The sequence below is a fragment of the Nissabacter archeti genome (genome assembly GCF_018257325.1).
Lineage (GTDB): Bacteria > Pseudomonadota > Gammaproteobacteria > Enterobacterales > Enterobacteriaceae > Chimaeribacter > Chimaeribacter arupi.
On record NZ_JAERKB010000020.1, the window covers coordinates 14,779 to 41,018 of the forward strand.

Below are 26,240 nucleotides of genomic sequence, written 5' to 3' on the forward strand. Positions count from 1 at the left end.
TTCATTACATAGACCGGCTGCTTGGGTTTTTCTCGATGGGAGCATACGGTAACATATTGTATTGTAATCATTATTGAGGTCATGATGTATACGCCAGCACTTCAATGGATAGGTAGCTCAACCTACTATATACATTAAAACTGGCATGAATCATAAGGCATCTTATTGATTTGTTTTAAAATTAACCTTATCTGAGTGCTCGGAATTAAAATGGATAAAAAAATTCTTGAAGTTGACCCTGTTGTTGTTGATTTGTTTGCGGGCGCGGGAGGTTTTTCACTTGCAGCAGTTTTGGCAGGCTGTTCGGTCGCAGTTGCTATTGAAAATGACCCTTATGCAGTAAAAACTTATAAAGCCAACTTGTTAAAATATAAAAAGGCAAAAAAAGTAAAAGTCTTAGATAACAGCATATTAGATTACATTCCTGAGATAGTACGTTCTGAACATCTTGGAGATGCTGAATGTGATCTACTTCTCGGTGGGCCGCCATGTCAAGGTTTTTCGACTCACCGAATATTAGATGCAGGCGTCGATGATCCTCGTAATGAATTAGTTCTTGCATACTTTCGCTTCGTTAAGGCATTCCGTCCACGTGTTTTTCTAATGGAAAATGTTCCTGGAATACTTTGGGACCGCCACAAATCTTACCTTGAGCAATTTTATGAGGAAGGAATGAAGGCTGGTTATCAAGTACTTGATCCCGTGGTATTAGATGCCCGAGATTTTGGTGTTCCACAAAGAAGGAAGCGAGTCTTTATCTTAGGAATTAGAGATCATGCCGATGCTCAGGGGTTTATATGGCCACCAAAAGCAACTCACGTAGCATCGGAAAAGGCGAAGATGGGGCAGAAAGACTGGGTTTCATGTGCAGACGTTTTTAAACCTGCTCCAGAAAACGATGTAAATGATATCCACATGAATCATGGCCCTGATTTAGTAAATACATTTCGTAATACTCCTATAAATGGCGGAAGTCGCAAAGATTCAGGCCGTGTTCTTCCTTGCCATAAAAAACATGATGGACATAAAGATGTATATGGCCGAATTAATCCAAGTGAGCCAGCGCCGACGATGACTACTGCATGTATTAATCCATCGAAGGGCCGCTTTGTGCATCCGACAGAGCATCATGGTATTACGCTACGACAAGCGGCAAGGATTCAAACATTCCCGGACAGTTTTGTTTTTGAAGGTGGACTAACTGCTGCTGGCCGTCAAATTGGCAATGCAGTACCCGTTGAGCTTGGCAGATACTTGATTCAATATATAAAAAGTAATTTAATTGATAGACCATTTAACCAGGCGCCTGTAGATGTAGTTACCGACGTCAAAGAAAATGAAGTTGAGAAAGTATGATTGAAACACTTGCTTTTCGTACCCAGGCCAGAACAATTGACCATTTAGGGCGTGAGCAAATTGCTGACTGCCCTACGGCCATTTCAGAGCTCTGGAAAAACGCCTATGATGCTTACGCACGTAATGTAAGCCTCCACATTTTTGACGACCAAGAGCCGGTAGCAGCTGTTTTTGATGATGGACACGGCATGAACTATGATCAGTTCATTAATCGGTGGCTTGTTGTTGGAACTGATTCGAAATACGACAAAAGTACTTCAGACGAGAGTGATAGAGATGGTTTACCAAAGCGGACCAGGCAAGGTCAAAAAGGGATTGGTCGGCTGTCATCAGCGAACCTTGGCCCGCTTCTGCTTATTGTTAGCAAGAGGAAAGATGCAGATTTTGTCGCTGCACTTATTGATTGGCGAATTTTTGAAAACCCATATTTGATATTATCAGACATTGAGATTCCGGTAACACAGTTCTCCAATAAATCAGAAGTTTTTCATTTAATTCCACAATTATTTGAGCGTTTAGCTAAAAATATTTTGGGTGATGCTTCAGATGAAAAACGAACTGACCGCCTAAAACTTGCATGGGATACTTATGATCGGGTGATACTGGATAATGACCCAAAAGTGAGAAAACCCTCTGAACTCATTGCTAATACAATCATTAATGCACGATTTGAAGAACACCATTTTGAACCGTGGTCAGTTTGGCGCGGCATAAAAGAACATGGTACCGCATTGATTGTATCTGATATTAACTATGATCTTAAAGCACAATTGCCATCCATTGATCTTGACTCAAACATCAAGAATATAAGAAATGCTTTTTTCAGCACTCTTTCTGTATTTACAGATCCATATGTTGGGATAGACTCTAGCGAGTTTAATGCATTTGATCCTGACTTTTCCTGTGAAGTAAGGGTATGGTCTGGAGCGGTTTCTTCGTCCATCATAGAAAATGATCGAGAAGCTATAAATCGTGAAATTACAGAAGAAATGGAGCATGTTTTATCAGGAAATGTTGATTCAGATGGCATCTTTAGGGGACAAGTTAAAGCATTTGGAGAATGGCAAAAATTAGGAATTGATTATGAAATTTATCCCCCTAAAGACCTAACTATCCCTAAAGGGCCAACCACATTCATTGGCCCATTTGGCCTACATCTTGCTACCTTTGAACAAACAAGAAATAATTCAACTTTGTCAAATGAAGATTTCACACGCTTTAATAATCTTGCTCAGCAACATAGTGGATTTTTAATATTTCGCAATGGATTACGCGTTCTACCTTATGGTCGAGAAAGTAATGACTTTTTTGAAATTGAAAAACAGCGTAGCATTAATGCAGGACGTGAATTTTGGAATGCTAGGCGCATGTTCGGCCGTATTGCCATCTCTAGAGAGATGAATCCGAACCTACGAGATAAGGCTGGCCGTGAAGGTTTTATCGATAACCGTGCAACTAAAGTGTTACGAGAGATTGTTAAAAACATTTTAAAACGCGCTGCTTACGAATATTTTGGAAGTAATTCAGATCTTCGGAAAGAGCTTCTTCCTGAAATACAGGTACAGAATTTAAAGGAGAAAGCTGAGAAAGAACGTAAAGCATTTGCGAAAATGAACGCAAAAAGATTTCGCGCTAACCTAAAAACAAATCTACCGATTTTGAACATTCTTTTTAATGAGATAGATGATATATCCTCTAACCTTTATATAAGCGATGAGCAGGACCTTATTAATACTCAAGTATTGATTAGCGAGTTAAGCATCCGATTGAGCGATTTACGGATGACTGGAGCGCCGGCAAAACTTGGATCAATGGAAGATGATTATCGCAGCTTCAGAGCCATGTATGCTAGAGCGATGGATCTTATCCGTGCCCTTGAGGAAAAGCGAGCAATTGCTATTCAAAAAATTAATCCTTCAAAACCTGAAGATATTGCTCAGAAGCAGCTTAATAGCCATGCCGGCAGGCTTCAAGGCCGATTACGATCCTGGCGTAAATCAATAGACGCATTACAAGAAGCTGAAAGAAATCGAGTGTTAGCACTCTTTGATGAACGTAGTAAAGCTTTTCATTATGAAGCTATGCCTTTAATTAATCAAGTCAGATTAAAACTTCTTGGTCTTGATGAAGCGTTAGAACAGATGAAAGCGATTTATACCAAGCTTGATACGGATAATGAAGATACATTTCAATCCTATTTGGATGCTCTTGAACTAATGAGCGAAAATATAAATATTGAGCTTATCGCTCGACAGGGGTCAGCAGAAAATATTACTTTACGTGAGGATTTGAATCGACTGAATCAAGTCGCTCAACTAGGCATCACAGTAGAAATATTGGGCCATGAATTAACCAATAATGAAAGAATGGTCAGGGAAGGTATTAGGCGAATAAGAGAAGCTGGAGAGGCTCCCGGAACTAACCTTGTTGTAGAAGGTTTTGAGGCTATCAGCCAACAGCTTGAGTTTCTCGCGCCGTTAAAGGTTTCTGGAAGTAAAACTCGCCGGCAAATTTTCGGGAGTGAAATTGTAAAATATTTAGTTAGATTTTTTGAAACTGTTACTAGGAATAGAGCTATTAAAATACATGCCTCTGAAAGTTTTAATTTGTTCTCGATATATGAACAGCCGTCACGCTTGTATCCAGTTTTTGTAAACCTAGTAAATAATAGCGTCTATTGGCTTGTAACTTCCCACACACCTGGGCCGGAAATTCTCCTCTCGGTCTTTGATGACAAGATCATTATTTCCGATAATGGTCCTGGCATTAATCCAGTAGATCAGGAAAATTTATTCAAGATGTTCTTTACTCGTAAATCTAGTGGTGGTAGAGGTATTGGATTATACCTTTGTCGAGCGAATTTAATCGCAGGCGGCCATTCTATCGAATACGCTACAGAGAATAAATTCAAAAAATTATCAGGCGCTAACTTTGTAATAAATTTCAAGGGGGCTTATTATGGCTGAGGCAACTACTTTTAAAGATCTGGTTCATGAAGCATTTATAGCGCCTCTCCGTTCGGTATTGATCGTTGATGACCAATATCCAACCTGGGAAGAGATTTTTTCTTTTTATATAGCAGATAATGAAAGTAGCTCTTTAATAAATCAGCATTGCCTTAAAAAGTCATGGAAAGATCCCAATATTTCTAATGAAGTCATGAAGTTGATCAAAGAGTTTAGAAACAAAAAACCCGGTTTCATTATTGACATTCATGACGGAATTTCAACCAACTTTGCAGAGAAAAGCGCTGGTAGTGAAACTCCAAAAGAGTTGGCAGACCATTTACACCAATCTGATTTATTGGTTTTAGATTATAACTTAGAAGGTGCCGAGGGAGGGACTGGTGGTGATATCGCCAGGAAAATTCTTGCTTCTGTTTTAAGGAATCAGCATTTCAACTTAGTAGTAGTTCATACAAGCGAAAATCTTGATAATGTTATATATGAATGCCTTCGCTCCCTAATGAAAAGCTGCACTTCTCAATATGACAATGCCTGTAGTGATGAAGTTAGTGAAATAGAACTATTGATTGAGGATAAAGAAGATGCTCAAGAATTTGATCGTAGTCTTATCACTGAACATATTGACATGGCAACCTATTTTAAAGTTCGCCATCCAGAAGGCGGGCTACAGAAAGCCTTAGGTGACTTTATGCAAGGGATTGGCTCTTTTTCGGCTCTTTGCACTTGGGCTGAATGTTTAAATTTAGAGACTAAGAAAAAAAAATATTTTTTTTATTGGGCTATTAAAGAATTTGAATCAAGATATACTGCTGACTTCACAGAATCACCTCCCCAAATGCTATCTTGGAATATATCTGAGTCTTGTAAATGGTTGCATACTCCTCGTGGTTTTGTATGCTTTGTGAGTAAAGGGCCTGATAATCTTTTAGCAGAACTTGAAAATGCTCTTATTGATTGGAAACCAACTCCTTCTCGATTACTTTCTGCGAAGTATCGTGATGAAATCAGCCGTTTTGGAGCAGATGTTGAAGATACGTCTTTACAGCAGAAACATGCATTTGCTAAATTTTATGAAACAATACGCAAGCCTGGTATGGAGGGCCTTCCCTTAGAACAGATTAAAATGCTTCGCTCATATAAACTGAAAGATCATGTATCTCGTCTATCTGAAATGCTTTCATTTCTGGTAGAAGATAAAATTGCAAATTTTGGCCAAAAAATTTATTCGGCTGATGAATTAAGTGGGTTCACTTTCCAAGAGCATTACAAAGTGAATTTAAACAGTTCTGCTGACAGAAAAAAAGCTGTCAACCAATATAACCGCTATATTTGTTGTTTGCCGACAAAAGAGAAACTGATAGAAGACTCTTCTGAACAGTTAGATAGCGGGCATATTTTTATATTGGATGGTACATGGTGGGTATGTGCAACTCCTGCTTGTGATTTGCAACCAGGGCAAAACACGATAGCTTTTAAAAAAGGCACTAATACAACTTTACGTCCTTTTACCGCAATAAAGCTGCATCCTTCCAATCCAAATTCACTAAGTGATCTACATATCAATAGCGGATCTTATTGCTATGTTGAACATAATGGTGAAATATTGGGTCTCGGTATAAAATCACCAAAAGACGACTCGAATAACCCAGCTATTCAAAAAGTCGATTGGTGTGCTTTCGTTGCTGAAAACGGTGGGGTGATTAAACGCGGTAAATTATCTTTATTAGAACTTCAGCTCGAACTTGATGATCCGAAAATTAGAAGTGACCGTAAAGAAGCGGAGGTAGTTGCTAAACTAAGATATGAATATGCATTAAATTATATTCAACGTGTTGGAACTAGCGTAAGTCGCATTGGCCTTGGGTATATATCTCCCTAGCTAAAGCTGACCAATTCATTGGCGGGGAGCCTATAGTAAATGTGGCTTCCCTAGTTTAATTTTCCCCTCACACCACCCCAATCGACCCCCTGACCAGCAGCTCTGCGGTAAAGGGCGGCATCGGCCCGGTTTCTTCGCCTTTGATGCGGGCGATCAGGCGGCGGGCGGCTTCGCGGCCCATCTCGTAGACCGGCTGGGCGACCACAGTCAGCGGCGGGTTGACGATCTCCGTCCAGGGGAAGTTGTCGTACATCACGAATGAGAGATCCTGCGGGATGCGCAGGCCGCGCTGGCTCAGTTCACGCAGCAGTGACATGGCGATCAGGCTGTCGGAAGCGATCAGCGCCGTCGGTGGCGCAGGACGTTGCCATAGATCGTCGACAATCCGCGCGATCGAGGCGTCATCCAGGGCGTTGGCTTTGATAAGCGTAGGATCGAACGGCAATCCGGCGTCGGTGAAGGCCTGCTCCATGCCGCCGACGCGCTGGGCCACCGGGGTCAGCCCGAAATCTTCCGGGTAACGCCACGGCTCCGCGCAGCGCATACTGGTGATGTACGCAATACGCCGGTGCCCGGCCGCTAACAGTTGGCGCGTGGCTTCCCGCGCCGGCCGGGTGAATTCAGCACAGATCGCCTCCACCTCCAGCCCCTCGACCGCCCGGTCAAACAGCACCAGCGCCCGCCCTGCCGCCAGGATCTGCGCCAGGTGCGCGTTATCATCGGCGGCCGAACTGCACGGCGCGACGATGATGCCGTCCACGCGCTTCTCCAGCATCACGTGAACCGCGTCCTGCTCGGCCGGAAGCTGCTCGTCGCTGTTGCTCAGCAGCAGGTGGTAACCCGCCAGCCGCGCTACGTCCGCCATGCCGCGCAACGCCAGGCCAAAGTGCGGGTTCTCGATGTCCCCGACGATCACGCCGATGGTGTTGGAGCGGCCGGTGTTCATGCTGCGCGCCAGCTCATTCGGCCGGTAGCCCAGCTCCGCCGCCGCACGGTTAACCCGGATCTGCACCTCTTCGCTGACCGCACCATAGCCGCCCAGTGCGCGCGCCGCCTGGGCTTTGGAAACGTTGGCAGCCCTTGCGACATCGGCAACGGTCGGCGCTTTAATGGGAGGCAAAATGTTGGTCATAATGAAATTGTATCACAAGTTGTTAACATGAATGTTGACGCTCTAAAAGCGCTGTGCTTATTATCTCTACAACTGCTTGAGACCGGTCTCACATGAGTCACAGGGCCAAACAGTCACCTGCGTTGAGACCGGTCTCATACTACCATAACGCCGCCGGTTCAACAGACTCTGATGTTTACACCTGACTAAAACGGACGAGCTTATGACATCGCATAAACATCTGCATAACTCCCGGCACAACCGCCTGCCTGCCCTGGCCGCTACGCTGTTTGCATCGGCCGCGTTCTGTTCCTTCGGTGCCTATGCCGCCGCTGACAATAACCCCTATGGCCTGATCGAGCCGGGCCACCTGCGGGTCGCCAGCCTCGGCGACGCCAAACCCTACACCTTTACTGACAAAACCGGCCAGTTTACCGGCTTCGATGTGGAGTTTTTCAAGAACGTCGCCCACCGCCTCGGCATCGAGCAGGTTGATTTTATCGGCCAGGATTTCACGGCCATTTTGCCGGCGGTGGCGAACGGCCAGTATGACGCGGGCGTGGCCGCCATCGGCATCACCCCAGCACGCGCGAAGACCGTGGATTTCTCCACCGGCTATCTGGTGGGCTTCCTCACGGTGCTGACGCGCAGCGACTCCGGCGTGAAGAACGTCGAGACGCTGGCGCAAAAACGCCTGGGCGTGGTGCAGGGCACCTTGCAGGAAGCCTATGCGATCCAGCATTTCAAGCAGACCGACGTGGTGCGCTTCCCGGATAACAACGCCGCCGTCTCGGCGCTGAACAACGGCACGCTGGACGCGATTTTCCTCGATAACGAAGCCGCCAAAAGTTACGCCGAACGCTTTAAGCTGGTCACCGCCGCTGACATCCCCTCCTTTGATGCCCCGGCCGGCGTGGCGATCGCCAAAGATAAACCGGCGTTCAAGGCCGCGCTGGATAAAGCGATCAAAGACGCGATGCAGGACGGCACCTGGAAACAGCTTTACGAGAAGTGGTTCCCCGGCTCGCCGCTGCCGAAGCAGTACCTGCCCCAGTAACTCCGCGAACGTTCCGCGTTCAGTCCGCTCAACAGGTGATGGGCGCGCCCCGTCACCCGCTTTTAGTGAGATACGGCTATGGATCTGTTAACTGTACTTTCCCGCACTTTTTTTGATATCCCGTCGATGCTGGAGGTGCTGCCGCAACTGCTCAGCACCGGGCTGGTGAACACGGTGATCATCTCCGTGGCGGCCACGATCCTCGGCACGCTGTTTGGCCTGATCCTGGCGCTGATGGGCATCTCCCCCTCGCGCTGGCTGCGCATCCCGGCGCGCCTCTACACCGACTTGTTCCGCGGCCTGCCGTCGATTCTGACCATCCTGCTGATTGGTCAGGGCCTCGCCCGCTTCAGCTACCAGATTTTCGGGCCGACGCCCTACCCGCTCGGCATTTTCGCCCTGAGTTTGATCGCCAGCGCCTATATGGGGGAGATTTTCCGCGCCGGCATTCAGAGCATTGAGAAAGGCCAGATGGAAGCCTGCCGCGCGCTCGGCATGAGCTACGGCCGGGCGATGCGGCTGGTGATCATCCCGCAGGGCATCCGCCGCGTGCTGCCGGCGATCGTCAACCAGTTCATTGCCATCATCAAAGACTCGTCGCTGGTCTACCTGCTGGGGCTGATGACCGGCCAGCGCGAGCTGTTCCGCGTCGGCCAGGATGCCGCCGTGCTCACCGGCAACCTCTCGCCGCTGCTGCTGGCGGGCCTGTTCTACCTGATCATCACCGTGCCGCTGACCCACGCCGTGAACCACGTTGATGTGCGCTACCGCACCGGCCGCCGTCGGATGACCGCCCCACAAAGCGGCCTGAAAGAGGTGGACGAAGTGCAGCAAAAGCCCGCCCCGGCCCTGACCGGCGGCGCGATTAACCCGCTGATCACCGAGCGAGGGCAATAAGATGAACCAACCACACGCGACGGCCGCCGCCTACCACGGTGCCAGCCTGGAGCTGCGCGATTTAACGCTGGCCTACGGCCCGATCCAGGTGCTGCGCAAGGTGTCGCTCACTATCGCGCCCGGCACCACCACCTGCATCATCGGCCCGTCCGGCTCGGGCAAGTCGACGCTGTTGCGCGGCATCAACCGGCTGCATGAACCGCAGTCCGGCGATGTGCTGCTGGCGGGCAAATCGGTACTGCGGGACCAGCCGGACGCGCTGCGGCTGCGCATCGGCATGGTGTTCCAGCATTTCAACCTGTTCCCCGACCACAGCGCGCTGGAGAACGTGGCGCTCGCCCCCTGGAAAGTCAAAGGGATGCCGAAAGCCAGCGCGATGGCGATCGCCCGCCAGCGGCTTGAGGAGGTGGGGTTAGGCCAGCGGGCCGACCACCGGCCGCGTGACCTCTCCGGCGGCCAGCAGCAGCGCGTCGCCATTGCCCGCGCGCTGGCGATGGACCCGGAAGTGATGCTGTTTGATGAAGCGACCTCGGCGCTCGACCCGGAGCTGGTCAAGGGCGTGCTGTCACTGATGGCGGATCTCTGCAAGCGCGGCATGACGATGGCGGTGGTGACGCATGAGATGGGCTTTGCCCGCCGGGTCGCCGACCAGGTGGTGTTTATGGATGAGGGCGAGATCGTCGAGTCCGGCCCGCCGGACGCGATTTTTGACCGGCCGCAGTCGCCGCGCCTGCAACGTTTTCTTTCGGAGGTTCTGTCATGACGCATCAACGGGTTTCATCCCCGGTTATCCGCACCGCGCTGGTGGGCTTCGGCATCTCCGGGCAGGTGTTCCACGCCCCGCTGCTGGCCGCCGATCCGCAGTTCAGCCTGGCAGCGATTGTCACCGGCAACGCGGAACGTCGCCACGCCGCGCAACAGCGCTACCCGCAGGCGCGCCTGATCACCGACTGGGATGCCCTGATGCAGCAGATCGACAGCGGCGCGCTGGCCATTGACTTGATCGTACTCGGTACGCCGCCTGCGCAGCACGCCCAACAGGCGCATGACGCCAGCCGCCGCGGCCTTCACCTGGTGGTGGATAAACCGTTCGCCGCCAATGCCATTGAAGCGGGGAAAATGATCGCCGAGGCGCAGGCCAACAACACGCTGCTGACGGTGTTCCATAACCGCCGCTGGGACGGCGATTTCTTGACGCTGAAGCGCCTGCTGGCGGAGGAGCAACTGGGGCGGGTGCGCAGTTTTGAGTCCCGCTTTGAGTGGTGGCGGCCGGAGGGGTTCGGCAACTGGCGCGACCGCGTGACCCTGGCAGAGGGCGGCGGGCTGCTGCTGGATCTCGGCAGCCATTTAATCGATCAGGCGATCCAGCTGTTCGGCCCGGTGCGTGAGAGCAGCGCGGAGCTGGCGCGTTACGGCTCCCCGGCGATCTCGGACAGCGACGAAGACACCTTCGTCTCGCTGCTGCATGAGAGCGGCGTGCGCTCCCGGTTGTGGATGAACGGCCAGGCAGCGCGCCCGGCCCCGCGTTTCCACCTGCTCGGCAGCCGTGCCGCCTTTACCAGTTGGGGGCTGGATAACCAGGAACCATCGCTGGCGGCGGGGATGACGCCCACTGATGCGGCTTACGGCGTAACGCCTGCCGCCCAGTGGGGCGCGCTCGGCGAGGGTGATAACCACCAGCCGGTGCCCCATGAGCGCGGCAACTATCCGGCTTTTTATCAGCAACTGGCGCACGCCCTGCATGACGGCGCACCCGCCCCGGTGGACGCCCGCGAGGCGCTGGCGGTGCTGCGGCTGATTGACGATCTCCATGCGCGCTTCACGGTGCGCAACGCCTGAACGGCGTTCCCTTCTCCTCTTATTGCAAGGAACAGAACGATGTCTGTGAACTCGACTAAAAAAGTGGCGGTACTGGGCGGCGGCGTGCTGGGCGTCTCCACGGCGCTGGAGCTGGCGAAACGCGGCGCGCAGGTGACGCTGGTGACGGAAGCGGAACTCTGCTCCGGCGCGTCCGGCCGGTCGCTGTCGTGGCTGAACTCGGCGGGCGAACGCACCCTGCCCTACCACGCGCTGCGGATGGCGGGCATCGACCGCTATCGCACGCTGTTCGCGCAAGACCCAACGCGTGACTGGCTGCGCTTTGACGGCGGCCTCTGCTGGGCCGCGAATGACACCGCCGGCACCCGCGCCCGCCACGCTTACGAGAAGGCGCACGGCTACGATTCGCATCTGGTGGATGCCGACGGCGTGACAGCGGTGGACAGCCGCGTCAACCCGCGCGCGGTGGCGGACGCCGCGATCTTCAACCCCGGCGAAGGCTGGGTGAGCCTGCCGCATTTAATCGAATTCCTCGCCCAGCAGTTCCGCGACCTGGGCGGTGAGATTGTGGAGCACGCCGGGAAAGCGGACGTGCTGACGGAGAACGGGCGCGCCTGCGGCATCCGCAGCGCCGATAAAGGTGAACTGCGCGCCGACGCGGTGCTGGTGGCCTGCGGCCCCTGGACGCCGGACGTGGTCGCGCCGCTCGGCGTCACCATCCCTAACGGCTCGCCGGTGTCGATGCTGGTCATCAGCCAGCCCACCGCGCACGGCCTGAAAGTGGTGATGAACACGCCGCGCGCCGCCATCCGCCCGAACCCCGGCAGCACGCTGGCGGCAGACCACGACTGGTATGAAGAGGAGATCGTGCAGCAACCGGACGGCCGCTACACCATCGCCGAAAGCGTGGTGGACAAGCTGATGCAGGAAGCGGGCGCGCTGGTTGGCAACGGTGCCGCGCTCCAGGCCGCGGGCTGGAAACTCGGCCCCAAACCGATCCCCGGCGACGGCAACCCGGTGCTCGGCGAACTGGCGCGCGTACCCGGCTGCTTCGTGGCCTTCACCCACTCCGGCGCAACCCTGGCGCTGATCGTCGGCGAACTGCTGGCCGATGAGATCATGACCGGCGACAAACACCCGATGCTCTCTACCTTCCGCGCGGAACGGTTTGGGTGATTTTGGGGTTTTAAATAAAGGTGAACGCCTGCCCGCCGGAAGGCGGGCAGGTTATTCGAAATAATCCATGTCCAGCTTCGGCACATTGATACGGCGTGAAGAGACCCCCACGCCGTTATCGATCATCAGGTGCACCAGACGATCGCCATCCACCAGCACCATGCCTTCCACGAATAAAAAACAAGACCCAATAACAAACGAAAACAGGTGTCGCCCTGCCGTGGCGGCACCTGTTTTAAGGTTGCTGACGCGCTTAGATGCCCAGCGCTTTCTTCACGGCGGGCTCTGCCGGTTGGCCCTCGCGGGTGGTGACGCCGTTCAGCCAGCCGGTGAGCAACGCCGGGCGTTTGGCCAGTTCGGCGCGGGCGGCGTCGGCCGGGCTTTGTTTGTCATCCAATATGCGGGTGATGATGGCGTTCTCCAGCGGCACATCAAATTTCAGCTGGGTGAACAGCCGGTTGAGGTTCGGGCACTCGGCGGCGAAATCCTTGCGGGTGACGGTATTGACCGTGGCGCTGCCGTAGTTCGGGCCAAACCAGGCGTCACCGCCGCTGAGGTAGGTGAGTTTGAAACGGGTATTCATCGCGTGCGGTTCCCAGCCCAAAAATACCACCCACTGCTGGCGGCTGACGGCGCGCGTCACCTGCGCCAGCATCCCGCTTTCGCTCGACTCCACCAGGCTCCAGCCCTGTAACCCGAAGTCATGTTTATCCAGCATCTTTTTGATGTTCTGGTTGGCGGGCGCGCCCGGCGCAATGCCGTAGATTTTATGGCCGAATTTGTCGGCGTACTTTTGCAGATCAGCGAAATCCTTCACCCCGGCCGCTGCCACGTAATCCGGCACCGCCAGCGTAAATTTCGCTGCCGGTAAGTTCGCCCCGATGACATGAATCGCGCCGTCACTACTGTATTTGCCGATGACCGGGGCCTGTGCCGGCATCCAGTTTCCGAGGAACACGTCCAGTTGCCCGGTCTTCAGCCCCTGGAACGCCAGCGCCACCGAGAGGTTCTGCACCTTTTGCTCGTAGCCAAGGGCGTTTAACACCACCCCGGAGAGCGCATTGGTGGCGGCGATGTCCGTCCAGCCGGGATCGGACTGGTTCACGGTGGCGCAGCGCGCCTGTTCCGCCGCCATACTGGTGAGCGGGAGCAGGCCGGAGGCGGCCAGCAGCATAAAGGTCGTCGATTTTTTCATAAGGGTTTCCCGGGCGTGTGCTGGTGTGGGCGTGGATAGCGGGAGAAAGCTTCCTGCTCATCCAGTGTCTGGTGGTTACGGATATAGCGCTGGGACGCGGGCTGGTGCGGCTGGAAATCCCATTTCGGGATGGCGTCGCGCCCGGCAATCTCAGTAAGGAAAAGGCGTTTTTGCTGGCTGGCGCGCACCTGCTTATCCAGATCCGCCAGGTTCCAGCGGGCGGCCACCTCCTCAGCGAACGCCTGAGCCTGTGCCTGATACGCGGGCTGCGCGGCCAGGTTCTGCCGCTCGTGCGGATCTTGCTGAAGATGGTAAAGCTGCGGGGCTTCGGTGAGTGAGTGGATATATTTCCACGGGCCACGGCGGATCATCACGATCGGCTCGATCGCGCCCTCGGCCAGATACTCCCCGCAGGCCTCATCCGGCCCGGCGTCGCCCTTCAGGTGCGGCACCAGGCTGTGGCCGTCCAGCGGCGCAACCGGCTGCCGCAGACGCGCCCCGCCGCCCGCCAGGTCAGTGAAGGTCGGCAGCAGATCCACCAGTGACACGCTCTCCGCCACCCGGTGCGGGGCAAAGCGTTTCGGGTTATGGACGATAAACGGGATCCGTACCGCCCCCTCGAAAAAGGTCATTTTGTACCAGAGCCCGCGCTCGCCCAGCATTTCGCCATGGTCCGCCACCACGAACACGATGGTGTCTTCCGCCAGCCCGGTCTCTTCCAGGGTGCGAATCACCTCCCCGAAGCAGTCATCGACGTAGGCCATCGCGCCGTAATAGGCGTGGCGCGCCCGGCGGATCTGCGCGTCGCTCAGCAGCCCCTCTTCCAGCTGATACATAGCACGCAGGCGCGCTGAGTGCGGATCGTTTTCCACCTCCGCCGCCGTGGTGTGCGGCAAATCGATATCCTCTTCGTTAAAGCGGTCGAGGTAACGGCGCGGAATGGCAAACGGATCGTGCGAATGGGTCAGCGACAGCAGCAGCAGGAACGGCTGCTCATCCGGGCGGCGGGCGGCGTCATACAGGCGCTGGCGCGCCATAAACAGCGCCTCGTCATCGAAGTCGAGTTGGTTGGTGCGCACACACTCCCCCGCCTCCAGCACCGAACTCATGTTGTGGAACCAGTCGAGCCGGCGCTCCGGGTGCGCCCAGTCCGGCGTCCAGCCGAAATCCGCCGGGTAGATGTCCGTGGTCAGGCGCTCATCAAAGCCGTGCAGCTGGTCCGGCCCGCAGAAGTGCATCTTGCCGGAGAGCCAGGTGCGGTAGCCCTGCTCACGCAGGTAGTGGCAGAAGGTCGGCGAATCCGCCCGGAACTCCGCGGCATTATCAAAAACGCCGTTTTTGGAGAGCAGTTGCCCGGTCATCAGCGAGGCGCGGGCCGGGGCGCACAGCGGGCTGTTGCAATAGGCGGAGTCAAATACCACGCCCTCTTCCGCCAGCTTATCAATATTAGGCGTCAGGCTGACGTTATTTCCATACGTGCGTAATGCCCCGGCGGTTAACTGATCTGCCATCAGAATAACGATATTCGGTTTATTTATAAGCATGATTCATCCGGTGATAAAGTAAATAAACGATCCGTGATATTTTTATCTCACGCCGGTTTCTTTCTGTGAAGGGGCGGATAAATTATCATGGTATAAGGCAGGCTTATGGCAGGGAAATTAGCGTTACCTCCGTTACAAATGCTGGTGGTATTTGAGGCGGCCGCGCGCCACGGTAATTTTACCGCCGCCGGAAATGAATTAGGCTTGTCGCAACCGGCGGTGAGCCAGCGTATTCAGGCTCTGGAAAATTTACTCAACGGCCCGCTGTTTGAACGGCGTCACCGGGGGGTGCAACTCACCGAGTCCGGCAATGCGCTTTACCAGATTGTCCGCGCCAGCCTGACGGAGATCAGCGAGCAGATTGAGCGCACCCGGCACCAGCGCAGCACCCTGCGCATCGACACCGATATGGGCTTTGCCAGCTACTGGTTACTGCCGCGGATGGACGCCATTCAGGCGCTGATCCCCGGCGTGGAGGTGCAGGTTTCCACCTCCCCCAATGACTACGATTTCCGCGACAGCCACGCCCACCTGGCGATCTATTTCGGCCACGGCAACTGGCCGGGAACCCAGGCGCAGAAGCTGTTCCCGGAGGATGTGGTGCCGGTGTGTAATCAGTCACTTATCCGCAAAATGAGCATCACACCCACGCCCGGCGAGCTGCTGAACTTCCCGCTGCTGAAGCTGCCGGAGACGCGCCCGCAACGCTGGCTGAACTGGGAAGACTGGTTCCGTTTTCAGCGGGTGCCCGCCCATGCGCACGCCGGGTCACGCACTTTTAACGCCTACTCGCTGGTGATTCAGGCGGCGGTGGAGGGGCAAGGGATCGCGCTCGGCTGGCGGCCGCTGATCTCCTCATTGCTGGCGTCAAAACAGCTGGTAGTCTGTGGCCCGGAAGTCCGTACTGAACGGGGCTATTACCTGATTTCCGCCAGCGGTAAACCTGCCTCTGCACAGCAGGAGAAAGTTTCCCACTGGTTATTAAATGAGGCCTGGAATTTCCATCATCAACCCGCTGCATTGCCGGATTATAAATAAGCAAATGCGAAATATGTCTATCTGCCTGCGTAAAATATTTACCTGACGCCGTTTATTTTAGGTTAGCGTGAATAGCTTCCCGAATAATAGGTAATGCTGCTATGCCACAACCTATCATTGAATTACGCGACGTTGATAAAAATTATTCTTCCCCGCCGGGGAAGCGGTTATTTTCCCGGCCGGATACCACGCCCACGGCCAATGCGTTAAGCCAGATTAACCTGGAGATTTTCCCTGGTGAGATTTTCGTGATTGTCGGGCTTTCCGGTTCGGGTAAATCGACGCTGCTGCGCACCCTGAACTTCCTGATCGCCCCGACCCGCGGTGAAGTGCACTTTCAGGGGAAGCCGCTCGGCTCGCTGACCACCGCAGAGATGATCGCCCTGAGACGGCAGCAGATCGGTATGGTGTTCCAGTCTTTCGCGCTGTTTGAGGAGCGCACGGTGCTGGATAACGTCGCGTTCGGGCTGGAGGTAGCTGGGGTTGGCCGGGAGGCGCGGCACCAGCGGGCGCACGCGATGCTGGAGAAGGTCGGGCTGGCGCAGGTGGCGGCACACTATCCGCACCAGCTTTCCGGCGGGATGCAGCAACGGGTCGGGCTGGCGCGGGCGCTGGTGGTGAACCCGGCGGTGCTGTTGATGGATGAGGCCTTTTCAGCGCTCGACCCGATTATCCGCCGTGAGATGCAGTCGCTGCTGCTGGCGTTGCAGGAGGAGCAGCAACGCACGGTGGTGTTCGTCACCCATGATATGGAAGAGGCGCTGCGGCTCGGCACGCGCATCGCGATTATGCAGGAGGGGCGGCTGGTGCAGGTCGGTTCCCCGGAGCACATCATCAACACGCCCGCCTCACCCTATGTGCGGCACTTTTTCTCCGGCGTGGACACCGCCCGCTGGCAGTGGGCGGAGAGCTACGGCCATGTCTGAACAGGTAACGGTATGTCACATCCTTTAGATTTCAGCCGCCAGATCGACAGCGGCATTCATGCGCTGCTGGTGCATGCCGGTGGTTTTTTTGACGGGCTTTCCGCAGGCATTGACGCCTTCGCAGGCGGGCTGGAGACACTGCTCGGCTGGCTGACCCCATGGGGGCTGGTGGCGCTGGCGGTCGGCATCGGTGCCTGGCGCATCGGTAAAGGGTTTGCGCTGTTTGCCCTGCTGGCGACGCTTTACATCGTTTATAGCGGCTACAGCGAACACGCCTCAATCACGCTGGCGCTGACGCTCTCTTCGACCTTTTTCAGCCTGGTGCTCGGCATTCCGCTCGGCATCTGGAGCGCGCGCCGCGCCACGGTGGGCAGCGTGGTGCGCACGCTGATGGATTTTATGCAGACCATGCCCGCGTTTGTTTACCTGATCCCCGCCACCATTCTGTTTGGCCTTGGCCGCCCGCCGGGGATTTTCGCCACCATCCTGTTTTCGATGCCGCCGGTGGTACGCCTGACCGATCTGGGCATCCGCCAGGTGAACGCCGCCCGCATTGAGGCGGGCCTCGCTTTCGGCTGTACGCCGCGCCAGTTGCTGTGGAAAGTGCAGCTGCCTGCCGCGCAGCCCGCGATTATGGCCGGGGTGAACCAGACCATTATGATGGCGATGTCGATGGTGATTATCGCCTCGATGGTAGGGGCCGGTGGGCTGGGCAATGACATTCTCAGCAGCATTCAGCAGCTTGATATCGGGCTGGGGTTACAGAGCGGCATTGTGGTGGTGCTGATGGCGATCCTGCTTGATCGGCTGTCCGCAAGTTTTGCGCGGCGCAGCAGCGAAGGCGCATAAGATCTTCTATTCTCGGTAGACCCGACCCATGCCTGACCTCGGAGAACCGATGCGCAACGCTTTTTCCTGGATTAACGAACCGCAACAGTGGCAGTACCAGAACGATAAATTAACGGTGGTCACGGATGACCACACCGATTTCTGGCGCAAGACCTGGTACGGCTTCGAACGCTTTTCCGGGCATATTTACGCTACGGAAGTCACCGACGATTTCACCTTTCAGGTGAAAGTGTGCGCCGACTTCAACACGCTCTACGATCAGGCCGGGATTATGCTGATGGCCGACGACCAGCACTGGCTGAAAGCGGGCATTGAGTACAACGACGGCGCGCCCGCCATCGGCAGCGTGCTGACGCTCGGCCACTCCGACTGGGCGACCGGCATTTTCCCCGGCGACCCACGCACCTTCTGGCTCCGCCTGACCCGTAAAGGCGACAGCCTGCGGTTACAGTACTCCACCGACGGCCGACACTGGCCGCTGCTGCGCTTAAGCTATTTCCCGGCAGTATCTGTAAAAGTCGGTGTAATGTGCTGTACCCCGGAACGCCAGGGATTAGAGGTCGAGTTCTTGGATATGGCGCTCACCCCGCCGCTGGATAAAACGCTGCATGATTTGAGTTAAAATAATAAGGCACGCGTTTATTGCGTGCCTTATTATATTTAAGCCCTCCAGAGTTCCTTTATTTACCCTGATAAAAAAGGAATGCACATCGCATTATTCCTCCGATGATTTTCATTTATTTTCATCTGGCTTTTCATCACGTAACTGGCTATTTTTACAGGGTAATTAAGCGCGGTAAAGATGTGCGGGAACACACCTTTACCGCTGACCATGATAACTAATCGAGGTAGTCAAAATGGCTGCACAGGATTGTATTGCAGAAAATTCAGTAACAGAAGCCACCCAGGACACGATTCGCCGTTTAAAAGTCAGTTATGCGAGCCGTTATCCAGATTACACCCGTATTCCGGCGGTGATCATGAAAGGCAAATGGCTAAAAGCAGCAGGGTTTGACACCGGCACTGAGGTGGATGTGCGTGTGATGAAAGGGTGCATTGTGCTGATGGCGAAAGAGGTGCCGGAAGAGAAACCGCAGGAAGAAGCGGAAACGGAACCGGAGCTGATGCAGGCCCTGCGCCGGGTGGAGAGGCTTTCAAAGCGGAAACAGAAGCAGGTGTGGGCGTTTATTGATGGGGTCTCCGGGAGTTGCAGGCGGGGGTAAGGGGTGGTGTTGGTGAGGTGGGGGTGTCCCGGCCGAAGGCCGGGATGGTTGGATGATGAAAAAATTACTTTTTTATTGAGTAATTAATTTTTATTTAATAATTAAATACCTGCCTAGAAACTAAAGAATTATCATGGTGTACCATAATGCACTCTTTACGATCAATATCATAGAAATTATGGGTAATAGCGAAGTCATCGAATACATTTTCTTCAAGAGGGATTAATGCATATGGATTAAAATAAACATGTAAGCCATCAACATGAGATTCTTGATATTCACTCGAATGGCAAAGATGGACATCCGAACCACAAATAAATTTTCCTATTTCGAAACGATTAGTAAAAATCTCATGGGTTGGTGAAATTTTATGATATTTCATACCCAGGTTTTCAAGGCCCTCTTCTTTGAGGAAATCATACTGATAAATTTGTCGATATCGTGTAGCTCTAATACTACAGGGAATTCTACTTTCAATAATAGCTTTACCAAGCATTCCTGTAGTTGAGAAAATTATAGCACTGATCTCCTTAAATGAGTCATTTGTAAAGATACCCAAATCTAACTTCGTCCCATTTGGCTTAGAAATTGTCTCCATTAAAGGAATTTTTCCGTCTGGCATTGGACGATCAATACCAAAAAGCACTCGATTAATTGCTATGTTATTTTGTGAGAACGCATAATTTCTATTGAAAGGAGCTACAGCAATAATAAATGGCTTTCCATCTACATGTGAAAGAGAGCTATATGGATATCGTTTCCCTTTAGTTCCATTGAAAAGATCTAATTTTTGCTTTATTTTCCCTAAAAGTTTGATTGTACAATCATCTATAAAATCTTCTTCATCGCTAATTTCAAATTGGGGAGCATCATTGATTGTTGGATCAGCTACTACAGCCTCAACATTAAAGCTATAACCGTCAGCTGTTGTCACATGGAAATCAGGGCTTTCTTTGGTGTAGTTAACCACCATATTTAGAGACATAAAAACTTTATTTAAATACAGCTCCCAAAATGCTGAATTAAAAGTTATTTGAAATTCATTAACAAATTTTTCTTGCTCATTTTTTCTATCAAGTAAACCGGTACCCCAAGATTGAATTACATCTCGGACAGGAGAAAGATGCTCTTCATCAATGAGTGACTTGAAATATGGATGTAGCCGTTTTCTAGGTAATTTTATTTCAAATAAATCCATAATATTAAAACGCTCCTATATTCAAAAGCCATTTTATAAAAAATTTATTTCTTCTTAAATTAACTTACCTACAAATTAAAGACCTTCACTCTTGCGTCTTAGGAAAAATAAGTTGCCTGTTGTTAAATTCCATCATTACAACGTAAGATTTTACAAAGAAGTTGAAAATAAAATGTTATATCTCATTAATACTGCGTTGCTTTAATTTTATTTCTTGTTAAAAATCCAGCTTATTTAATAAACTAATATTTTGATAACATCATTATAAAAGGTGATTTTTTTCATCAAGCCTTATCATATATTATCTCTTATCTTCAATCATTTATTATTAAAATAAAACACTATGAAAATAATTATTTTTCTGTAGAAATGTTAATGATTTTTATAAAATAATGATTCAGGAAAATAATTACTTATCTTAATTTTAACTATCCTTAGCGATTTACCCTTAAACTTACGCATTCAGATATTTAATTTTAATTTAAAAAGAACTTAACACAAAGTCTGGTTTGAATGACAACTCGCAACCACAGATCAACTGTCAGAAACATTGCCAAGAATCCGAAATCGTTAGTTGAGATAGCCTCAATCAGAGTTGATTAGATAATACCCTGAAAAGCGAGAGGAAATCCTTCCCCAAAAACAAAAACAAAAACAAAAAAACCACCTCGCGGTGGTTTGATTGTTCATACTCGATGGTGCCGAAGGCCGGAATCGAACCGGCACGCCTTGCGGCGGTTGATTTTGAATCAACTGCGTCTACCGATTTCGCCACTTCGGCACTGAAGTAGTATGCGGAAAACGGGTGCATTATACCTGCCCACGATCGCCATGCAACTGTTATCCCTTTTGTCTCCGCTTAAGTGACGAAAAAATCAGCACTTCATCACCCTGCCCTATCAGGCCTGCGCAGCGCGGGCGTGAGGATTGTTCACACTTTTTTTAGTATCGGCCGCATTTTCTGCCTGCCAGATGCGGCGGTTGCCATTATGATATTCGCCACTTGTCTCTTGCCTCTCATGGAAACCAGATTGGCTAAATTACTCCCCTCTTTATTGCTCGGGCTGGCCGTGGCGGCGCTGCCGGTGCGCGGCTTTGCCCAGGCGCAGCTGACCTCACAGGTTGTGGACAGCTTTGCAGAGCACATTTTCTATAACAGCGGTGCGATGGGCATGGCGCTGGTGGTGATTGATAACAACCAGCAGGTGTTCCGCAGTTATGGGGAAACCCAGCCGGGTAACGACCTGCGCCCGCGGCCGGACACGATGATCCGCATCGCCTCGCTGACCAAGCTGATGACCGGCGAAGTGATGGTGAAACTGGCCGCCGAAGGTAAAGTCCGGCTGGTGGATCCGCTGAAAAAATATGCACCACCCGGCGCCCGGGTGCCCGCCTATAATGCGCGCCAGCCGATTACCCTGCTGAACCTCGCCACCCACACCAGCGGCCTGCCGCGTGAGCAGCCGGGCGGAAAGGCCGGGCGCACGGTGTTCACCTGGCCGACCGAGGCCAACCGCTGGCAATACCTGCGCTCTGCCAAAATCACCGTACCGCCGGGCGTCCATGCCGCTTACTCAAACCTGGGGTATGACCTGCTGGCCGATGCGCTCTCCAACGCCACCGGTAAGCCCTACCCCACGCTGCTGCGTGAGAAAGTCACCGGCCCGCTCGGCATGGTCAACACCACCTTCACGCCCACGGCGGCACAATGCGCCCGGCTGATGGTCGGCAAAGGCAGCAGCGCCTGCCGCAGCACCGTCGCGGCGGCGGGCAGTGGCGGCGTCTACTCCACGCCGGAAGATATGCAACGCTGGATGCAGCAGTTCTTAGCCTCCAACGGCCGTGCGCCGTCGGTTGTTGCTACGCGTGACCAGACCATGTACTTCCGCCGCAGTGAACTGGTCTCATTGAAAGGTATGGACGTGCCGGGCCAGGCGGATGCGCTCGGGCTAGGCTGGGTGACGATGGCCGCGAAAAACGGCCGCCCGACCATTATCCAGAAAACCGGCGGCGGTGGCGGGTTCATTACCTATATGGCGATGGTGCCGAAGAAGAATATCGGCGTGTTCGTGGTGGTGACGCGCACCGAACTGACGCGCTTCACCAATATGAGTGACGGGGTAAATGATCTGGTCACAGCGCTGGTGAATAACAACAGCCATGACTGACAGTCACAAACGCTTCTGACAGCAACTCACAACGCCCATTAACAGGGGAAACAGCGGACGAGGTTCCCGGAGGGACGCCTCGCCCGCTGGTCGCCCCGTCAGTCTCAGAACTTATCGCAACGTCATTCACAGCGCCCATAACGCCCCGTGAAACTTCAACCCTGTCACGACACCTTTTACAGCTACCCACAACGCTCATTAACGGGGGAAACAGCGCCCATAACGCCCTGTGAAACCTCAGCCCTGTCGCGACATCTCTCACAGCAACTCGCAACGCCCAATAACAGGGGAAACAGTGGACGAGGTTCCCGGAAGGACGCCTCGCCCGCTGGTCGCCCCGTGAGTCTCAGAACTTATCGCAACGTTATTCACAGCGCCCATAACGTCTCGTGAAACTTCAGCCCTGTCGCGACATCTCTCACAGCAACGCACAACGCCCAATAACAGGGGAAACAGTGGACGAGGTTCCCGGAGGGATGCCTCGCCCGCTGGTCGCCCCGTGAGTCTCCAGACTTACCGCGACGCCATCCACAGCACCCCATCACGCCCCAGGTATCGCTGAGCTGGCAGCAGGTCGTGCCGGTTAATGCCCCGCCTTCTGCGCCCGGCGCTGGCTCAGCCCGTAGACAAACACCACGGCGAAACAGGCCATCGGCAGCAGGTAGGAGATCGCCGTGTGGTAATGGTCCGCCAGCGCGCCCATGAAGTACGGCATAATCGCGCCGCCGACAATCGCCATGATCATAAACGAACTGGCGCGCTTGGTGTGGACGCCCATGTTCTTCACGCCCAAAGCGAAAATGGTCGGGAACATAATCGACATAAAGAAGAACACCGCCACCAGCGCAATCACTGACACGTTCTCAATACTCAGCACCACCAGCCCGCACAGCACGATATTCACCAGCGCATACAGCATCAGCAACGTGGTGGCCGCCACGCGCCCCATCAGCCAGGTGCTGAAGAACCGCCCGACCATAAAGCTGATCATCGCCACCGACAGCAGATATGAGGCGCTCTGGTTCGAGACGTTATGCCAGTGCTCGGTTGCGTAGTTGATAAAGAACGCCCCAACGCCAACCTGCGCCGCCACGTAGAAGAACTGCGCCACCACGCCGCCGACGAAGTGCCGGTGCTGCCACAGGCCGCGCGGTGCTTCCCCCGGTGCGTCGCCGCTCTCACGGATGTCCGGCAGCCGGGTGCGGCTGAACAGGAAGGCGATCACCAACACCAGCCCGGCAATCGCCACATAGGTAATCTTCACCGACTCCTGCCCGCTGCCCTGCGCCTGGGTGGCGGAGAAAAACAGCGTGCCGCCGATCATCGGGCCGATAAACTGCCCCAGCCCGTTAAACGACTGCGCCAGGTTCAGCCGCCGCTCCGCCCCGGCCGGGTCACCCAGCACCGTGGCGTACGGGTTCGCCGCCGTCTCCAGACAGCCCAGGCCGCTGGCGATCACAAACAACGCCAGCAGGAACAGTGCAAAACTGTTGGCGGACGCAGCAGGCACAAACAGCAGGGCGCCCACGGCATACAGGCACAGCCCGACCAGAATCCCCGCTTTATAGCCTTTGCGGTCCATAAACAGCCCGGCGGGCAGCGCCACCAGGAAATAGGCACCGAAATAGGCCGCCTGCAACAGGCCGGACTGCGCCTTGGTGACGTGCAACGTCTCCTGAAAGTGTTTGTTCAACACATCCAGCAGCCCATACGACAACCCCCACATAAAGAACAGACTGGTGACCAGCATCAGCGCCCAGCGCCCGCTGGTGGCCAGTTGGCCGGTATTGGCCGACAGTGACGCACTTTTATTGACTAGCATGTTAACTCCTTGATCCAGGTTGGATAACGCATCATTGGCGCGTCCGGCGCGCCGGGTTACTGCGCTGCGGGTTGATCCGCAAGGGAAAACAGGCGGTCCATCGTCACCCATTTATCACCCGGTGGCGTCCACGGGGTGGGAAGCTGGTACTGCCACATCAGCGCCTCCCAGCGCTGAATGTGCGGGTTAGCGTTGCTTGCCTCAGCAAACGTGGCCGGGTCGAAGGCGTCACTCACCTCCATCACCATAAACAGCCGCGTGCCGAGGCGGTAAATCTCCATGTCGAGGATGCCGTGCTGCCGTAAATGCGCCGCCACTTCCGGCCAGATGTGCTGGTGGTGCGCCTGATACTCGGCAATCAGCGCCGGGGAGTCGACCAGATCGAGCGCCTGACAGATCCTCATGTGATTGCCCGGTCGAGGTGGGTGTAGCCGCCATCCACCGAGAGCCACTGGCCGGTGGTGTGCGACGAGCGCGGCGAGAGCGCGAACACCACGGTGTCGGCGATCTCCTGCGGCGTGGTCATGCGTTTGCCGAGCGGAATGCGCGCGGTGATGCTGTCGCGCTTGCGTTGCGGCTGGTCGAAGGTGTCGATCCAGCGTTCATACTGCGGCGTCATCACCTCGGCGGGGATCACTGCGTTCACGCGGATGCCGTCCTCCAGCAGCGAGACCGCCCACTCCCGCGTCAGGGACAGCACGCCCCCTTTGGCGGCGGTGTAGCCACTGGTGTTGCCCTGCCCGGTCAGCGCGGTTTTGGAGCTGATATTGACGATGCTGCCGCGGCTGGCGCGCAGGGCGTCCAGGCAGAAGTGCGCCATCAGGTAGTAGTGGACGAGGTTCTTCTCCAGCGAGGCCACAAACGCCTCGCGCCCCGCCTCCAGGCTGACGCCGTCATTTACCCCGGCGTTATTGATCAGCCCGTCAAGGCGGCCGAAACGGGCCAGCGCCTCTGCCACCGCGCGGCGGCACTCCGCTTCCTGGCAGAGATCGGCGAGGATCACGCAGGCGGCCGGTTGCTGTTGCTGAAGCTGGGCCAGAAAGCCCGGCTCCGGCGGCGTATTGGTGACGATCACCGGGATCGCCCCTTCGTCAGCCAGCGTGGTGGAGATCGCCGCGCCGATGCCGGAGCCGCCGCCGGTAACGATCACGACCTGATCAGTGAGGTTGAGGTGCATAGTCTGGCTCCTGTAAGCCGTAGAGGCGGCAGGCATTGCCGCCAAGGATGGCGGCGCGCTCGGCGTCGCTGAGGGTGGTGAGCGCCTGTTCGCAAAGATCAGTGACGTCTGCATACTCACCGGCCAGCAAACAGACCGGCCAGTCTGACCCGGCCAGCAACCGATCCGGGCCGAACGCTTCCAGCGCTGCGTCGATAAACGGCTGCAGCAGCGCGGGCGTCCAGCGGAAACCGGGCGCTTCGGTAATCAGGCCGGAGAGCTTGCAGGCGACATGCGGCAACGCGGCCAGCGGCGCAATCTGCCGCGCCCAGTGCGCCGCGCCGCGGGCGATGTCTGGTTTGCCGAGGTGGTCCAGCACCAGCCAGTGATCGTCATGACGCGCCGCAAAGGTGGTGGCGTCCGCCAGGTGGCGATGCGTCACCAGCAGCTCATACACATAGCCGCGTGACTGAATCCGCTGCATCCCGCCCGCCAGCGCCGGCTGTTGCAGCCACGCGGCCGGATCGGATTCATCCTGCACCAGGTGCCGCACCCCGCGCAGCGCCGGGCGATCCTGCAACGGGGCCAGCACCTCGGCCAGCGCCGGTGAGGTGAGCGGCAGCCAGCCCACCACGCCCCGGATAAACGGGTTGGCGTCGGCCATCGCCAGCAGGCTCAGCGTCTCGTCGAGGCTCTGGCGCGCCTGCACCGCGATGCAGCCGTCGATCCGCTGCTGTTGCAGCAGCGGCAACAGATCGCCGGGCAGGAAATCGCGTTGCAGCACGGCCATCTGGTCACTGATCCAGCCATACTCCTGCGGCTGGTAGCGCCAGAAGTGCTGGTGGGCGTCGATGCGCATCG

22 protein-coding genes, 1 tRNA gene and 1 pseudogene are annotated in these 26,240 nt (G+C 54.4%); 14 read left to right on the top strand and 10 right to left on the bottom strand.

What is annotated here, in order from left to right; translation table 11 throughout:
* Positions 1 to 210: 210 nt before the first annotated feature.
* From JK232_RS21280 to JK232_RS21290, 3 genes are read left to right on the top strand one after another with little or no spacing between them, the layout of a single operon-like run.
* Positions 211 to 1,356 (top strand): DNA cytosine methyltransferase, encoded by a 1,146-nt coding sequence (locus JK232_RS21280; protein WP_212589672.1) that lies wholly within the window; start codon positions 211 to 213, stop codon positions 1,354 to 1,356.
* Entirely contained in the window at positions 1,353 to 4,322 is a 2,970-nt protein-coding gene (locus tag JK232_RS21285; protein ID WP_212589673.1) for an ATP-binding protein, read from the top strand. Before JK232_RS21280 ends, JK232_RS21285 begins: the two co-directional genes overlap by 4 nt.
* The gene (locus tag JK232_RS21290) at positions 4,315 to 6,201 is read left to right on the top strand and encodes a response regulator receiver domain (protein ID WP_212589674.1); all 1,887 of its coding nucleotides are present in this window, start codon (positions 4,315 to 4,317) and stop codon (positions 6,199 to 6,201) included. Before JK232_RS21285 ends, JK232_RS21290 begins: the two co-directional genes overlap by 8 nt.
* Before the next feature lie 67 nt (positions 6,202 to 6,268).
* On the opposite strand, the gene JK232_RS21295 is transcribed toward JK232_RS21290, so the two are convergent.
* Entirely contained in the window at positions 6,269 to 7,333 is a 1,065-nt protein-coding gene (locus JK232_RS21295) for a LacI family DNA-binding transcriptional regulator (protein WP_101829275.1), read from the bottom strand.
* A 202-nt stretch (positions 7,334 to 7,535) separates the two neighbouring features.
* Here JK232_RS21295 and JK232_RS21300 point away from each other — a divergent pair, with 202 nt between their 5' ends.
* The 5 genes from JK232_RS21300 (at position 7,536) to JK232_RS21320 (ending at position 12,260) form a co-directional block, all read left to right on the top strand.
* Positions 7,536 to 8,369: an ABC transporter substrate-binding protein gene (locus JK232_RS21300; RefSeq protein ID WP_072928620.1), complete on the top strand. Its 834-nt coding sequence runs from the start codon at positions 7,536 to 7,538 to the stop codon at positions 8,367 to 8,369.
* A gap of 78 nt (positions 8,370 to 8,447) precedes the next feature.
* On the top strand, positions 8,448 to 9,266 hold the full coding sequence (locus tag JK232_RS21305; RefSeq protein ID WP_072928619.1) for an amino acid ABC transporter permease: 819 nt from the start codon (positions 8,448 to 8,450) through the stop codon (positions 9,264 to 9,266).
* A 1-nt stretch (position 9,267) separates the two neighbouring features.
* The gene (locus JK232_RS21310) at positions 9,268 to 10,029 is read left to right on the top strand and encodes an amino acid ABC transporter ATP-binding protein (protein ID WP_072928618.1); all 762 of its coding nucleotides are present in this window, start codon (positions 9,268 to 9,270) and stop codon (positions 10,027 to 10,029) included.
* Complete coding sequence (locus JK232_RS21315; RefSeq protein ID WP_212589675.1) at positions 10,026 to 11,105, top strand: Gfo/Idh/MocA family protein; 1,080 nt, start codon at positions 10,026 to 10,028, stop codon at positions 11,103 to 11,105. Before JK232_RS21310 ends, JK232_RS21315 begins: the two co-directional genes overlap by 4 nt.
* Positions 11,106 to 11,144: 39 nt before the next feature.
* Positions 11,145 to 12,260 (top strand): NAD(P)/FAD-dependent oxidoreductase, encoded by a 1,116-nt coding sequence (locus JK232_RS21320; RefSeq protein ID WP_212589676.1) that lies wholly within the window; start codon positions 11,145 to 11,147, stop codon positions 12,258 to 12,260.
* A gap of 51 nt (positions 12,261 to 12,311) precedes the next feature.
* Here JK232_RS21320 and JK232_RS21325 read toward each other — a convergent pair.
* From JK232_RS21325 to betC, 3 genes and pseudogenes are all read right to left on the bottom strand, one after another.
* Positions 12,312 to 12,431, bottom strand: a pseudogene (locus JK232_RS21325) (restriction endonuclease); the annotation flags it as partial.
* An 82-nt stretch (positions 12,432 to 12,513) separates the two neighbouring features.
* Positions 12,514 to 13,455, bottom strand: coding sequence for a choline ABC transporter substrate-binding protein (gene choX, locus JK232_RS21330; RefSeq protein WP_212589677.1), 942 nt, complete (start codon positions 13,453 to 13,455; stop codon positions 12,514 to 12,516).
* Positions 13,452 to 14,999, bottom strand: coding sequence for a choline-sulfatase (gene betC / locus JK232_RS21335; protein WP_212589678.1), 1,548 nt, complete (start codon positions 14,997 to 14,999; stop codon positions 13,452 to 13,454). Before betC ends, choX begins: the two co-directional genes overlap by 4 nt.
* Before the next feature lie 105 nt (positions 15,000 to 15,104).
* On the opposite strand from betC, the gene JK232_RS21340 reads away from it, so the two are divergent.
* The 5 genes from JK232_RS21340 to symE all read left to right on the top strand — a co-directional run bounded on the left by JK232_RS21340 (position 15,105) and on the right by symE (position 19,035).
* Positions 15,105 to 16,037: a LysR substrate-binding domain-containing protein gene (locus JK232_RS21340; RefSeq protein ID WP_072928614.1), complete on the top strand. Its 933-nt coding sequence runs from the start codon at positions 15,105 to 15,107 to the stop codon at positions 16,035 to 16,037.
* A 101-nt stretch (positions 16,038 to 16,138) separates the two neighbouring features.
* Complete coding sequence (locus tag JK232_RS21345) at positions 16,139 to 16,963, top strand: ATP-binding cassette domain-containing protein (protein WP_212589679.1); 825 nt, start codon at positions 16,139 to 16,141, stop codon at positions 16,961 to 16,963.
* 12 nt (positions 16,964 to 16,975) lie between these two features.
* Entirely contained in the window at positions 16,976 to 17,812 is an 837-nt protein-coding gene (locus JK232_RS21350) for an ABC transporter permease (protein ID WP_072928612.1), read from the top strand.
* Positions 17,813 to 17,861: 49 nt separating this feature from the next.
* A complete protein-coding gene (locus tag JK232_RS21355) occupies positions 17,862 to 18,434 on the top strand; it encodes a DUF1349 domain-containing protein (RefSeq protein WP_212589680.1) in 573 nt (190 codons plus the stop codon).
* A 235-nt stretch (positions 18,435 to 18,669) separates the two neighbouring features.
* On the top strand, positions 18,670 to 19,035 hold the full coding sequence (symE, locus tag JK232_RS21360; protein WP_212589681.1) for an endoribonuclease SymE: 366 nt from the start codon (positions 18,670 to 18,672) through the stop codon (positions 19,033 to 19,035).
* 94 nt (positions 19,036 to 19,129) lie between these two features.
* Here symE and JK232_RS21365 read toward each other — a convergent pair whose 3' ends face one another.
* Both JK232_RS21365 and JK232_RS21370 read right to left on the bottom strand, forming a co-directional pair.
* Complete coding sequence (locus JK232_RS21365; protein ID WP_212589682.1) at positions 19,130 to 20,233, bottom strand: hypothetical protein; 1,104 nt, start codon at positions 20,231 to 20,233, stop codon at positions 19,130 to 19,132.
* Between the two features lie 696 nt (positions 20,234 to 20,929).
* Positions 20,930 to 21,014 (bottom strand) — tRNA-Leu (locus JK232_RS21370).
* 238 nt (positions 21,015 to 21,252) lie between these two features.
* Between JK232_RS21370 and ampH the strand changes: the two genes are divergently transcribed.
* Positions 21,253 to 22,401, top strand: coding sequence for a D-alanyl-D-alanine-carboxypeptidase/endopeptidase AmpH (gene ampH, locus JK232_RS21375; RefSeq protein WP_072931844.1), 1,149 nt, complete (start codon positions 21,253 to 21,255; stop codon positions 22,399 to 22,401).
* Positions 22,402 to 22,984: 583 nt separating this feature from the next.
* On the opposite strand, the gene JK232_RS21380 is transcribed toward ampH, so the two are convergent.
* From JK232_RS21380 to JK232_RS21395, 4 genes are read right to left on the bottom strand one after another with little or no spacing between them, the layout of a single operon-like run.
* Entirely contained in the window at positions 22,985 to 24,223 is a 1,239-nt protein-coding gene (locus tag JK232_RS21380; protein WP_072931842.1) for a sugar MFS transporter, read from the bottom strand.
* 56 nt (positions 24,224 to 24,279) lie between these two features.
* Positions 24,280 to 24,627 carry an L-rhamnose mutarotase gene (locus JK232_RS21385; protein ID WP_101854156.1) on the bottom strand — a complete coding sequence of 116 codons (348 nt, stop codon included), beginning with the start codon at positions 24,625 to 24,627 and terminating at the stop codon, positions 24,280 to 24,282.
* On the bottom strand, positions 24,624 to 25,400 hold the full coding sequence (locus JK232_RS21390; RefSeq protein ID WP_212589683.1) for an L-fucose dehydrogenase: 777 nt from the start codon (positions 25,398 to 25,400) through the stop codon (positions 24,624 to 24,626). Before JK232_RS21390 ends, JK232_RS21385 begins: the two co-directional genes overlap by 4 nt.
* The gene (locus JK232_RS21395; RefSeq protein WP_212589684.1) at positions 25,381 to 26,238 is read right to left on the bottom strand and encodes an amidohydrolase family protein; all 858 of its coding nucleotides are present in this window, start codon (positions 26,236 to 26,238) and stop codon (positions 25,381 to 25,383) included. Before JK232_RS21395 ends, JK232_RS21390 begins: the two co-directional genes overlap by 20 nt.
* Positions 26,239 to 26,240: the final 2 nt, after the last annotated feature.